Here is a 12893-nt window from a genome sequence, read left to right as displayed (position 1 = left end):
GAAGAAAAATGTCAGACGCGATCAAAATCTACCATAACCCACGCTGCTCCAAGAGCCGCGAAACGCTGGAATTACTGAAGTCCAACGGCGTGGACCCGGAGGTGGTGTTGTATCTGGAAACGCCGGCTGATGCCGCAACCCTGCGTGAACTGCTGCAGATGCTCGGCATGTCCAGCGCACGTGAACTGATGCGCCAGAAAGAGGATCTCTATAAATCGCTTAACCTGGCGGACAAAAATCTGAGTGAAGATGCGCTGATTCAGGCAATGGTGGAAAACCCGAAACTGATGGAGCGCCCAATTGTGGTCGCCAAAGGCCAGGCGCGGATTGGTCGTCCGCCGGAGCAGGTACTGGAAATCATCGGTTAACCTGCAACCTGCCGCAGTCTTTTCGGCTGCGGCGCTTACAGCTTCAGTATCTCTTTTACGAACGGAATGGTGAGTTTGCGCTGGGCGGTGATCGATGCGTGATCTAACTGATCCAACGTCATAAACAGCGTACGCATTTCCCGATCCAGACGCTTAAGCAGAAAGCGTCCCACATCTTCTGGCAGTTCAAATCCACGAAGTCTGGCGCGTAATTGCAACGCCTGCAGCTTATCTTCATCGGAAAGCGGCTGCAGCTTGTAGATTTGTCCCCAGTCCAGGCGCGAGGCGAGATCCGGCAACCCCAGATTCAGCTGTCTTGGCGGGCGATCGCCGGTGATCAGCAGGCGCGTTTTCCCCGACTCCAGGATGCGGTTGTAGAGATCAAAGATCGCCATTTCCCACAGCGAATCCCCGGCCACACATTCGATGTTATCGATGCATACCAGCGATAAATGCTCCATCCCGTCGAGCACTTCAGGGACAAACCAGGTGCGTTTATCGAGCGGCACGTAACCTACTGCATCGCCGCGCGCGGACAGTTCCGCACAGGCTGCATGCAGCAAATGACTACGGCCAGCGCCTTCGCGCGACCAGAGGTAAATATACCCGCTATGTTCCTGACGCAGCACGTTTTGCAGTGCAGCCAGTAAAGAGGAGTTATCCCCCGGCCAGAAACTTGCAAAAGTTTCGTCGTCAGGAAGATAAAGTGGCAAAGAGAGCTGTGCCGGTGTGTTCAGAGATACCTCAACCCAGGATTTCATAAAATCGCGTTGAGTTTAACACAGAAATACGTCGTGATAGAACCGGGCAGCACCGCCGCCCGGTCAGAGATTTACTGTTGCGGACTGTCGGCATCTTCTGCGTCAAGCACGACTTCTTCCGGGCGCAGCAGGCTGATAACTTTGAAAATCAGGCTCAGGCAGACGCCAACAATGGTCGCCAGCGCCATGCCTTTCAGCTCTGCGGCACCAATGTGAACTTTCGCGCCACTTACGCCGATGATCAAAATAACCGAGGTCAGGATCAGGTTTTGCGCTTTGTTGTAGTCAACTTTCGACTCGATCAATACGCGAATACCGGAAGCGCCAATCACGCCGTACAGCAGCAGTGATACGCCCCCCATTACAGGCAGTGGGATGATTTGGATCGCCGCCGCCAGTTTACCCACGCAGGAGAGCAGAATGGCAAAAATCGCCGCGCCGCCGATAACCCAGGTACTGTAAACGCGGGTAATCGCCATTACGCCAATATTTTCGCCGTACGTGGTGTTCGGCGTTGAGCCGAAGAAACCGGAGATAACCGTAGACAGACCGTTAGCAAACATAGAACGATGCAGGCCTGGGTCGCGAATCAAATCTTTTTTCACGATATTCGCCGTTACCACCAGGTGCCCGACGTGTTCAGCGATGACCACCAGCGCTGCTGGCAGGATGGTCAGAATGGCAACCCATTCAAAGCGCGGCGTATAGAACGTTGGCAGCGCGAACCAGTGGGCCTGCGCAATCGGCGTAGTGTCCACGACGCCCATCACGAAAGAGAGCGCATAACCGGCCAGCACCCCAATCAGAATCGGGATAATCGCCATAAAACCGCGGAACAGTACGGAGCCAAATACCGTAACCGCCAGCGTCACCATCGAGATGATGATGGTTTTTGAATCCGGTAATTGCCCCTCAGCAGGCAGTAACCCCGCCATGCCCGCAGCGACGCCTGCCAGCTCCAGACCGATAACGGCAACGATTGCGCCCATCGCCGCAGGCGGGAACATCACATCCAGCCAGCCGGTACCTGCTTTCTTAACGATGAAAGAAACCAGGCAGAACAGGACGCCGCACATAATGAAACCACCCAGTGCCACTTCATATCCTAACGGCAGCAGCAGCAGTACCGGAGAAATAAATGCAAAGCTGGACCCCAGATAGGCTGGGATTTTTCCTTTACAAATAAAGAGATACAGCAACGTACCAATGCCATTAAACAGCAAAACGGTAGCCGGGTTGATGTGGAACAGGACTGGCACCAGTACCGTTGCGCCAAACATGGCGAACAGGTGCTGCAAACTAAGCGGGATTGTCTGTAAAAGCGGCGGTCTTTCACTCACCCCGATAGCACGGCGCGTCATAGTGTTTTCCTCTGAGTGTTGTTTGTTATTCGCATTGGGTTGTTATATTCAAAAAAAAGCCGACTCTTAAAGTCGGCTTCTTTTCACTTATTCGTTTACTTGGTACCAAAAATCTTATCGCCGGCATCACCAAGCCCCGGAATAATGTATCCGTGCTCGTTCAGTCCCTGATCGATGGAGGCTGTGTACAGCTCAACATCCGGGTGCGCTTTTTCCAGTGCCGCGATACCTTCTGGTGCCGCAACCAGGACCAGCACCTTAATGCTGGTGCAGCCTGCGTTTTTCAGCAGGTCGATGGTAGCGATAACGGAACCGCCAGTCGCCAGCATCGGGTCAACGATCAGCGCCATACGCTCATCGATGTTAGAAACCAGCTTCTGGAAATACGGAACCGGCTCCAGCGTCTCTTCATTGCGGTACATACCGACCACGCTGATACGCGCGCTTGGAACGTTTTCCAGAACGCCTTCCATCATGCCCAGGCCTGCGCGCAGGATTGGCACAACGGTGATTTTCTTACCTTTAATTTGGTCAACTTCAACCGGGCCATTCCAGCCTTCAATGGTCACCTTTTCGGTTTCCAGACCAGCGGTTGCTTCATAAGTCAGCAGGCTGCCAACTTCCGAGGCGAGTTCACGAAAGCGTTTAGTGCTGATGTCGTTTTCACGCATCAGTCCCAGCTTGTGTTTGACGAGTGGGTGTTTGACTTCCACGATCTTCATACTCTTCTCCTTTCCTCAGACGAGTGGCAACCACAAAAAAAATCGCCGGATTATACCGCTTTTAGTCTCTGTCGCAACACTGCATGCGCTTGATATGGATCAACCAAAGTCATTTACGTCTGGATGATGAGTATAAAACAAGCCCCGCACTCATGGCGGGGCTTGTTATCAATGCTATGAATTTTAAAGGTATTCAGCATTGGTCTGGATGACGTTTTGATACCATGAAAAAGATTTTTTCGGAGAGCGAGTTAATGTCCCGCTACCGTCATTATTTTTATCAACGTAGATAAACCCGTAGCGTTTTTTCATTTCCCCCGTCCCGGCCGAGACTAAATCAATACAGCCCCACGGGGTATATCCCATCAAATCCACGCCATCTTCCACCACCGCTTTTTTCATCTCACGTATGTGAGCGGCAAGGTAGTCGATACGGTACTGGTCATTCACCGCACCATCGTTCTCACGCACGTCGATGGCGCCAAATCCATTCTCCACAATAAATAGCGGCAACTGATAATGATCCCAGAACCAGTTCAGCGAATAGCGCAGACCGACGGGATCAATCTGCCAGCCCCAGTCCGATTTCTGTTCGTACGGGTTGGAAACCAGGCTTTTCGACTCGTCGTAATCCAGCTCAGGGTTGTCCGCCGTTGCCTGCGTCGCGAAGGACATATAGTAGCTAAAGCCGATGTAATCCACGCAGCCCTCAGTCAACGCCTGACGGTCTTCCTCGGTGATATCCAGCTCAAAACCGCGTCGGGCAAAGTAGTTGAGAAGATGCTGCGGGTATTTGCCGCGCACATGGACGTCGGTAAACCAGTAACGGCGGTGCATGGCGCTCATCGCCATCATCATATCGTCCGGCGCGCAGGTCAGCGGATAGATAGGACACATGGCGATCATGCACCCTATCTGCAATTCCGGGTTAATCTCACGTGCGACCTTTACCGCCAACGCGCTTGCCACCAGTTCATAGTGCGCCGCCTGGTACATGACCGGCTCGCGGTCTTCACCGGGCTGGTATTTCAGACCAGAGTTAGTAAAGGGCGCGAAATCTTCATGATAATTTGCCTGGTTGTTAATCTCATTAAACGTCATCCAGTACTTTACTTTGTGCTGGTAACGAGTGAAAACCACCCTGGCAAAACGGACAAAGAAATCGATAAGCTTACGGTTGCGCCAGCCGCCATATTCCGTCACCAGATGGTAAGGCATCTCGAAATGCGACAACGTAATCACCGGCTCAATGCCATATTTCAGGCATTCGTCAAACAGGTCATCATAGAACTGCAGGCCAGCTTCATTGGGTTGCGCTTCGTCGCCTAAGGGGAAAATACGCGTCCAGGCGATAGAGGTGCGAAAACATTTAAATCCCATTTCGGCAAACAGCTTAATGTCGTCTTTATAGCGATGATAAAAATCGATGGCGTCATGGTTAGGGTAGTTTTTACCGGCGATCACACCGTCGGTGATTTCTCGCGCCACGCCGTGCGCCCCCGCCGTCATGACATCGGCAACGCTGACGCCTTTTCCACCCGCCTGCCAGCCACCTTCCAGTTGATGAGCGGCTACGGCACCACCCCACATGAAATCTGCTTTAAATCCTGACATACCCTTCCCCTATCGTGATGACTCTGCGCAAAACGCTGTAGATGAGGTCCGCAACAGAAAACAGAAACCGGTTTCAGTACGATACTGTGCATTCGGCTGGCAGGTTTCAAGCACAAGACTGTAGCCGGTTTCATTTTCGTGGCGCAGTTCAAACAAATAGATAAATGATTGTAAAATGCTGAAAAAATCAGCAGATAAAACTTGATGCAGAGCAGGCTCGCAAACGTTTGCTTTCCCTGTTAGAATTGCGCCGAATTTAACTTTTACTGCAAGTAAACATGTGGGGAAGCAGGCAGTGACCGATAAAACCTCTCTTAGCTACAAAGATGCCGGTGTTGATATTGATGCAGGTAATGCTCTGGTTGATCGAATCAAAGGCGTAGTAAAGAAAACTCGTCGTCCGGAAGTTATGGGTGGTCTGGGTGGCTTCGGTGCGCTGTGCGCATTGCCGCAAAAATATCGTGAACCAGTACTGGTTTCCGGCACTGATGGCGTTGGCACAAAACTGCGTCTGGCGATGGATCTGAAACGCCACGACACTATCGGTATTGACCTCGTCGCAATGTGCGTCAACGACCTCGTCGTTCAGGGCGCTGAGCCGCTGTTTTTCCTCGACTACTATGCGACCGGCAAACTGGATGTGGATACCGCAGCCAGCGTCATTAACGGTATTGCCGAAGGTTGTCTGCAGTCTGGCTGCGCGCTGGTTGGCGGGGAAACGGCTGAAATGCCGGGGATGTACCACGGCGAAGATTACGACGTGGCAGGCTTCTGCGTTGGCGTCGTCGAGAAATCAGAGATTATCGACGGTTCAAAAGTGGCTGACGGCGACGTATTGATTGCGCTCGGCTCCAGCGGCCCGCACTCCAACGGTTACTCTCTGGTGCGTAAAATTGTTGAAGTCAGCGGTTGTGACCCGGAAACCACCGAGCTTGAAGGCAAGTCGCTGGCCGATCACTTGCTGGCCCCGACCCGCATTTACGTAAAATCCATTCTGGAACTGATTGAGAAGGTTGATGTGCATGCCATCGCCCACCTGACCGGCGGCGGCTTCTGGGAAAATATTCCACGCGTTCTACCGGACAACACGCAGGCGGTGATCGACGAATCGTCATGGCAGTGGCCAGCTGTTTTCAACTGGCTGCAAACGGCGGGTAACGTCAGCCAGCATGAGATGTATCGCACCTTTAACTGCGGCGTAGGTATGGTAATCGCCCTGCCAGCTCCGGAAGTGGACAAAGCCCTTGCTTTGCTCAATGAGAAAGGTGAAAACGCATGGAAAATCGGTATCATCAAAGCTTCTGATTCCGAACAGCGTGTGGTCATTGAATGAAAAACATTGTGGTGCTCATTTCCGGCAACGGAAGCAATTTGCAGGCGATAATAGACGCCTGCGAACAGAAAAAAATCAATGGCACCATACGTGCAGTATTCAGTAACAAGGCCGATGCGTTCGGCCTTGAGCGCGCACGCGAAGCGAATATTCCGGCGCACTCGCTGGAAGCCGCCCAGTTTGCCAGTCGCGAAGCATTCGACCGCCAGTTGATTCAAGAGATTGACGCCTATGCGCCCGATGTCGTCGTGTTGGCCGGTTATATGCGCATTCTCAGCCCGGCGTTTGTCGCTCACTATTCTGAGCGATTGCTGAATATCCATCCGTCTTTATTGCCGAAATATCCCGGCCTGCACACGCACCGTCAGGTTCTGGAAAACGGTGATGAAGAGCATGGAACTTCCGTCCATTTTGTCACCGATGAACTGGACGGCGGACCGGTTATTCTCCAGGCCAAGGTTCCGGTATTTGAAGGCGACAGCGAAGATGATGTCACGGCCCGGGTCCAGGCCCAGGAACATACCATTTACCCACTGGTGGTAAGCTGGTTTACCGATGGTCGCCTGAAGATGCGTGATAACGCAGCATGGCTGGACGGCGTTCGTCTGCCGCCACAAGGCTACGCCGCCGACGAATAATAAAAACCAGCCTGTAAGCCGGATCTCACCATCCGGTCTACAGGCATGATTACCTTTTCCGGTTAACATCTCCGGTATTCATCTACGCTCCCCCCTTTCTCTTTGCTATCAGACGGTTTATTGTCATATTTTTCTGGCACAGTTGGACATCTGAGAGCAATGCTCGCCATAATAAATCGGTAGTGTCCCGTGAATGAAACGGAGTAAAAGTGGTAATGGGTCAGGAAAAGCTATACATCGAGAAAGAACTCAGTTGGTTAGCGTTCAATGAACGTGTACTCCAGGAAGCTGCTGATAAGTCAAACCCGTTGATCGAACGGATGCGTTTCTTAGGCATCTATTCCAATAACCTCGACGAGTTTTACAAGGTTCGTTTTGCCGAACTGAAGCGCCGAATCATTATTAGCGAAGAACAGGGTTCCAACTCTCACTCCCGCCATCTGTTAGGCAAAATCCAGGCCCGCGTATTAAAAGCCGATCAGGAATTTGACGGCCTGTACAACGAGTTGCTGCTGGAGATGGCGCGCAACCAGATTTTCTTAATCAACGAACGTCAGCTATCGGTTAATCAACAGAGCTGGTTACGCCATTACTTTAAGCAATATCTTCGCCAGCATATTACGCCGATCCTGATTAACCGCGAGACGGATTTAGTTCAGTTCCTGAAAGATGACTACACCTATCTGGCGGTAGAAATTATTCGCGGTGATTCGATCCGCTACGCGCTGCTGGAAATCCCTTCCGACAAGGTTCCACGCTTTGTGAATCTGCCGCCGGAAACCCCGCGGCGTCGCAAACCGATGATCCTGCTGGACAACATCTTACGCTACTGCCTGGACGACATTTTCAAAGGGTTCTTTGATTACGATGCGCTAAACGCTTATTCGATGAAAATGACCCGCGACGCCGAATACGATTTGGTGCACGAGATGGAATCGAGCCTGATGGAGCTGATGTCATCCAGCCTGAAACAGCGTCTGACCGCAGAGCCTGTACGTTTTGTCTATCAGCGCGACATGCCCAATGCGCTGGTCGAGGTGCTGCGTGAAAAACTGACGATTTCTCGCTACGACTCAATTGTTCCCGGCGGGCGCTACCATAACTTCAAAGACTTTATTAACTTCCCCAACGTTGGCAAAGCTAACCTGGTGAACAAACCACTTCCTCGTTTACGCCATATCTGGTTCGACAACGAGAAGTTTCGCAACGGATTTGATGCAATCCGCGAGCGCGATGTGCTGCTGTATTACCCGTATCACACCTTTGAACATGTTCTTGAGCTGTTGCGTCAGGCCTCTTTCGACCCGAGCGTGTTGGCGATAAAGATCAACATCTACCGTGTGGCAAAAGACTCGCGCATCATCGACGCGATGATCCATGCAGCGCATAACAGTAAAAAAGTCACCGTAGTGGTGGAATTGCAGGCGCGCTTTGATGAAGAAGCCAACATTCATTGGGCCAAGCGTCTGACCGAAGCGGGTGTTCACGTCATTTTCTCCGCGCCGGGCCTGAAAATTCACGCCAAGCTGTTCCTTATCTCGCGTAAAGAAGGTGACGAGGTGGTGCGCTACGCCCACATCGGTACCGGGAACTTCAACGAAAAAACGGCGCGACTGTATACTGACTATTCTTTGCTGACCGCCGATTCGCGCATTACCAACGAAGTCCGTCGGGTGTTCAACTTTATCGAGAACCCGTATCGTCCGGTGACGTTCGATTATCTGCTGGTTTCTCCACAGAACTCACGCCGTCTGCTGTACGCGATGATCGACAAAGAAATCGCCAACGCACAGCAAGGGCGGCCTTCCGGTATTACGCTAAAACTTAACAATCTGGTCGATAAAGGCCTCGTTGACCGCCTGTATGCGGCGTCCTGCTCGGGCGTGCCGGTTAATTTGCTGATCCGCGGTATGTGCTCCCTGATCCCGAATCTGGAAGGCATCAGTGATAATATTCGCGTGATAAGCATCGTTGACCGCTACCTTGAACACGACCGGGTTTATATCTTCGAAAACGGCGGCGACAAGCAGGTATATCTCTCCTCCGCAGACTGGATGACCAGGAATATCGACTATCGCATCGAAGTCGCCACGCCGCTGCTGGACCCGCGTCTTAAGCAGCGTGTGCTGGATATTATCGATATCCTGTTCAGCGACACGGTGAAGGCTCGCTTCATCGATAAAGAACTCAGTAATCGCTACGTACCGCGCGGAAATCGCCGTAAGGTTCAGTCACAATTGGCGATTTACGACTACATCAAATCACTCGAGCAACCTGACTAAAGATATGCCAATACACGACAAGACTCCGCGACCGCAGGAATTTGCTGCGGTCGACCTTGGTTCAAACAGTTTCCATATGGTCATTGCCCGTGTGGTTGATGGCGCTATGCAAATTATCGGACGCCTGAAACAACGCGTTCATCTGGCTGATGGTCTCGGCGAAGACAACAAGCTGAGCGAAGAGGCAATGGAGCGCGGATTAAGCTGTCTGTCGCTGTTCGCCGAACGCCTGCAGGGCTTTCCCCCATCAAGCGTATGCATCGTGGGTACCCATACTTTGCGTCAGGCGCTGAATGCGACCGATTTTCTCAAGCGCGCAGAAAAAGTCATCCCCTACCCGATTGAGATTATTTCCGGTAATGAAGAAGCCCGACTGATTTTTATGGGTGTAGAGCACACCCAGCCGGAAAAAGGTCGCAAGCTGGTTATCGATATTGGCGGTGGCTCAACAGAACTGGTGATCGGCGAAGATTTCGAACCCAAACTGGTCGAAAGCCGTCGTATGGGCTGCGTCAGTTTTGCCCAGATGTATTTCCCGGGCGGCGTTATCAGTCGGGAAAACTTCCAGCGTGCCCGCATGGCGGCAGCGCAAAAGCTCGAAACCTTAACCTGGCAGTTTCGCATTCAGGGCTGGAACGTTGCGATGGGCGCATCGGGTACGATTAAAGCGGCACATGAAGTGCTGCTGGAGATGGGCGAGAAAGATGGTTTCATCACTCCCGAACGCTTGGACAAACTGACATCCGAAGTACTGAAACATGCGTCATTCGAAGCCCTCAGCCTGCCAGGGCTGTCAGAAGAGCGAAAAGCGGTGTTTGTGCCTGGGCTCGCGATTCTGTGCGGCGTTTTTGACGCGCTGGCTATCCGCGAACTTCGCCTTTCTGATGGCGCGCTACGTGAAGGCGTACTGTACGAGATGGAAGGACGTTTTCGCCACCAGGACGTTCGCAGCCGTACCGCCAGCAGTCTGGCGAACCAGTACAACATCGACAGTGAACAGGCCCGGCGCGTACTGGAAACGACGATGCAAATGTACGATCAGTGGCATACGCAGCAGCCAAAACTGGCCAATCCGCAACTGGAAGCATTACTGCGCTGGGCGGCGATGCTGCATGAGGTTGGGCTGAACATCAACCACAGCGGTTTACATCGCCACTCTGCTTATATCCTGCAAAACAGTGATTTGCCGGGCTTTAATCAGGAACAACAGCTGATGATGGCAACCTTAGTTCGTTATCATCGCAAAGCGGTGAAGCTGGATGATTTGCCCCGCTTTACGCTGTTCAAGAAAAAACAGTTTCTACCGTTAATTCAGCTGTTACGCCTGGGCGTGCTGCTGAATAATCAGCGTCAGGCAACCACCACGCCACCGACGCTGACCCTGATTACCGACGACAACCACTGGACTTTACGCTTCCCGCATGACTGGTTTAGCCAGAATGCGCTGGTGCTGCTCGATCTGGAAAAAGAGCAACAATACTGGGAAGCCGTAACCGGCTGGCGTCTCAAAATTGAAGAAGAAAGCTCACCCGATATCGCCGCATAAGCTCTCAGCAGGTGCCAGTTCTTCTGGCACCTTTTCTTCCAGCGTTTCGTGCAGCGGTTGCGGTTTACCAATCAGATACCCCTGCATGTAGTCAATCCCCAGCGAAATCACCGCACTGCGTATTTCCTCGCTTTCGACGTACTCCGCAACCACCAGCATTCTTTTCATTCGCGCCAGGTGGCAAATGGACGCCACAATTTGGTAGTCGAGGCTGTTCGAAACGATATTGCGAATAAAGCTGCCGTCAATTTTCAGAATATCGGCATTCACATTCTTCAGCCGCGCATAGCTGGCATAACCAGTACCAAAATCATCAATCGCAATCTGACATCCCAATGATTGCAACTGCAGCAACGTTGCCTGCGCCTGTTCTGCATTGGTTAAGGCATTGCTTTCCGTGACCTCAAAAATCAGCTGCCACGCCTCGACTTTGTACTTAGTCAGTAGCTGGTTGATGTCATGCGGAAGTCGGGCGCGGCATACCGACGTAGGTGATAAGTTAATCGCAAATCGACGGGCGGGCATTTTTTCCCGATTCTGCGCCATAAATTTCAGCGTATTTTCAATCACCCACAGATCGATGCTGGAGGACAAACCAAACTCATGCGCTACCGGCAAGAAGTTATCAGGGGCGATAGTCTCCCCGTCGTCCCCCTCAAGACGCAGCAGGATTTCATGATAAACATCGCCGCGTACGCCAGAAATCGGCTGCGCCATCAGGAAAAAGCGATTGTTCTCCAGCGCCTGCTGCAGGCGATTCATCATCGCAACCTTATCTTTCAGGTCACGTTGCAGGTGCATCACGCCCCGTCGCTGCAAATTCTCTGGCGCATTGGTCGCCAGAGAAAGCTCGGCGATGGTGCTTAGCTCTCCCAGTAACAAATAGATGTGGTTAACAGGAGAACGGACATAGCAAAAACTGATCCCCACCTGCGGCTGTAACGGCATGCCATCCCAGATAAAACGAAACTGCTTGATATGCCTGTCCAGCGCTTCAATGCGCTCCTGATGCGATTCGGTGTTAAAACGCAAAACTAAATCATTACCCGATAACTGATAGACATGCTCATCTTGTTCCAGCAACGGCGTTACCCACTGGGCGAGTTTTTGCTTGTACTGGATACGCAGCATAATGCCGTAATTTTTCACCAGCAGTTCCATGCCCGGAACACTCAAAAAGCAGAGCACTGACCATGGCGCTTTTTTCAAATCCCGGTTCAACGCGCGCAAATTCGGAATATGCACCATGGGGTCAAAGAAGGCCAGACGATGGTTGCGCCGGGTAACAAACCGTTGACGCGTTGCCAGTACGGCAATGAAATTTACGATGAAGGAGAAAACCAGGTAACTTGATGAGGTAATGGCAAGCTGGGTATCGTAGCCCGAATACCAGGGCATATAGCGTTGATAATAATGTATCGCGGTAATAAGTACGACCGCCCATATCAACGAAATAAATCTATAACCGTAACGCATAGCTCCCCATAGCATCACGGGCAGCAACAATGACAGGGTATAATTCGTACTAAATATTGAGCTTTGCTCATTTAACGGCATGCACAACATTGCCATCAGCACGGTCAATATAATCAGCCAGACAGCAAACTCAGTTTTGGTGACTTTGGTATCAAACTGCTGCTTTAACTGAGAAAAATAGCCTCTCACATGCAAAGGGTTACGGATCGTACGAATAATAAAATAGCACAATGGAACCCCAACCAGATTCCCGACCAGCATGGCCTGATAGTTGATCAACGTACCAGTATTAAAGGGCATAACGCCCACCATACCCGATTTGCTCTCATAGACGCCCACAAACGCGGCAAACTGGAAGAGTATCAAAAACAGCGTCGCCGGGCAGAAGACCTGCCAAAACATGCGCTGGAACATCAGGTGGGAATCGCCGTGGGAAACATTGTTTCGTCGGGGAGAAAATACCTTATACCCTCCCCAACTAAGCACGATGGTAACAATAAAGTGCGAAATTATTGAGAGTGTTTCAAATAGCCCAACCTGCGGATATTTGTACCAAATAATGGAAATGATAATTCCGGGTAATGCAGCCCAACCAAAAAACAACATCAGGCTAATCATCAGCGCTAAAGGCAGATAGAAAAGAATTACGGTCCCGGTACTAATATGGGCATAGGTGTTGGCAGTGCTCAATACAGGCAACAGTAATGAAGGCAAGATGAGAGGTAACGCCCACCATTTATCTCTAATACCAATATAATTTTTATTCAGTTTCATAGATGCTCAGTAGAATCC

At 51.4% G+C, this 12893-nt stretch carries 10 protein-coding genes; 5 read left to right on the top strand and 5 right to left on the bottom strand.

Annotation, left to right across the window (positions count from 1 at the left end; translation table 11 throughout):
• Positions 1-8: 8 nt before the first annotated feature.
• Positions 9-368 (top strand): arsenate reductase (glutaredoxin), encoded by a 360-nt coding sequence (gene arsC / locus OGV80_RS20880; protein ID WP_040233488.1) that lies wholly within the window; start codon positions 9-11, stop codon positions 366-368.
• Positions 369-403: 35 nt separating this feature from the next.
• Here the strand turns inward: arsC and OGV80_RS20875 are convergent, their stop codons facing one another.
• The 4 genes from OGV80_RS20875 to OGV80_RS20860 form a co-directional block, all read right to left on the bottom strand.
• Complete coding sequence (locus OGV80_RS20875) at positions 404-1105, bottom strand: DnaA inactivator Hda (protein WP_211924219.1); 702 nt, start codon at positions 1103-1105, stop codon at positions 404-406.
• Between the two features lie 95 nt (positions 1106-1200).
• A complete protein-coding gene (gene uraA / locus OGV80_RS20870; RefSeq protein WP_016157119.1) occupies positions 1201-2490 on the bottom strand; it encodes a uracil permease in 1290 nt (429 codons plus the stop codon).
• A gap of 95 nt (positions 2491-2585) precedes the next feature.
• Positions 2586-3212, bottom strand: a complete 627-nt coding sequence (gene upp / locus OGV80_RS20865; RefSeq protein WP_003835110.1) for a uracil phosphoribosyltransferase — start codon at positions 3210-3212, stop codon at positions 2586-2588.
• Between the two features lie 183 nt (positions 3213-3395).
• The gene (locus OGV80_RS20860) at positions 3396-4826 is read right to left on the bottom strand and encodes a 6-phospho-beta-glucosidase (RefSeq protein ID WP_286515687.1); all 1431 of its coding nucleotides are present in this window, start codon (positions 4824-4826) and stop codon (positions 3396-3398) included.
• A 295-nt stretch (positions 4827-5121) separates the two neighbouring features.
• Between OGV80_RS20860 and purM the strand changes: the two genes are divergently transcribed.
• The 4 genes from purM (at position 5122) to ppx (ending at position 10625) form a co-directional block, all read left to right on the top strand.
• Entirely contained in the window at positions 5122-6159 is a 1038-nt protein-coding gene (gene purM, locus OGV80_RS20855) for a phosphoribosylformylglycinamidine cyclo-ligase (protein ID WP_003838485.1), read from the top strand.
• The gene (gene purN, locus OGV80_RS20850; RefSeq protein WP_075145831.1) at positions 6156-6797 is read left to right on the top strand and encodes a phosphoribosylglycinamide formyltransferase; all 642 of its coding nucleotides are present in this window, start codon (positions 6156-6158) and stop codon (positions 6795-6797) included. The genes purM and purN overlap by 4 nt, the downstream gene beginning before the upstream one ends.
• A gap of 215 nt (positions 6798-7012) precedes the next feature.
• Complete coding sequence (gene ppk1 / locus OGV80_RS20845; RefSeq protein ID WP_043017172.1) at positions 7013-9079, top strand: polyphosphate kinase 1; 2067 nt, start codon at positions 7013-7015, stop codon at positions 9077-9079.
• 4 nt (positions 9080-9083) lie between these two features.
• The gene (ppx, locus tag OGV80_RS20840) at positions 9084-10625 is read left to right on the top strand and encodes an exopolyphosphatase (protein WP_043017173.1); all 1542 of its coding nucleotides are present in this window, start codon (positions 9084-9086) and stop codon (positions 10623-10625) included.
• Here ppx and OGV80_RS20835 read toward each other — a convergent pair.
• Complete coding sequence (locus OGV80_RS20835; protein WP_286515685.1) at positions 10605-12875, bottom strand: bifunctional diguanylate cyclase/phosphodiesterase; 2271 nt, start codon at positions 12873-12875, stop codon at positions 10605-10607. The genes ppx and OGV80_RS20835 overlap by 21 nt on opposite strands.
• Positions 12876-12893 lie beyond the last annotated feature (18 nt).

The organism is Citrobacter sp. Ce119 (genome assembly GCF_030334525.1).
GTDB lineage: Bacteria > Pseudomonadota > Gammaproteobacteria > Enterobacterales > Enterobacteriaceae > Citrobacter > Citrobacter europaeus.
The sequence above is the reverse complement of the archived record's forward strand: the minus strand, read 5'-3'. Positions and strand labels throughout refer to the sequence as shown.

Bases quoted from the DNA above. Each gene is read 5' to 3' on its own strand.
- arsC (WP_040233488.1), top strand. From the start codon at position 9: ATGTCAGACGCGATCAAAATCTACCATAACCCACGCTGCTCCAAGAGC.
- uraA (WP_016157119.1), bottom strand. From the start codon at position 2,490: ATGACGCGCCGTGCTATCGGGGTGAGTGAAAGACCGCCGCTTTTACAG.
- upp (WP_003835110.1), bottom strand. From the start codon at position 3,212: ATGAAGATCGTGGAAGTCAAACACCCACTCGTCAAACACAAGCTGGGA.
- OGV80_RS20860 (WP_286515687.1), bottom strand. From the start codon at position 4,826: ATGTCAGGATTTAAAGCAGATTTCATGTGGGGTGGTGCCGTAGCCGCT.
- purN (WP_075145831.1), top strand. From the start codon at position 6,156: ATGAAAAACATTGTGGTGCTCATTTCCGGCAACGGAAGCAATTTGCAG.
- ppk1 (WP_043017172.1), top strand. From the start codon at position 7,013: ATGGGTCAGGAAAAGCTATACATCGAGAAAGAACTCAGTTGGTTAGCG.
- ppx (WP_043017173.1), top strand. From the start codon at position 9,084: ATGCCAATACACGACAAGACTCCGCGACCGCAGGAATTTGCTGCGGTC.
- OGV80_RS20835 (WP_286515685.1), bottom strand. From the start codon at position 12,875: ATGAAACTGAATAAAAATTATATTGGTATTAGAGATAAATGGTGGGCG.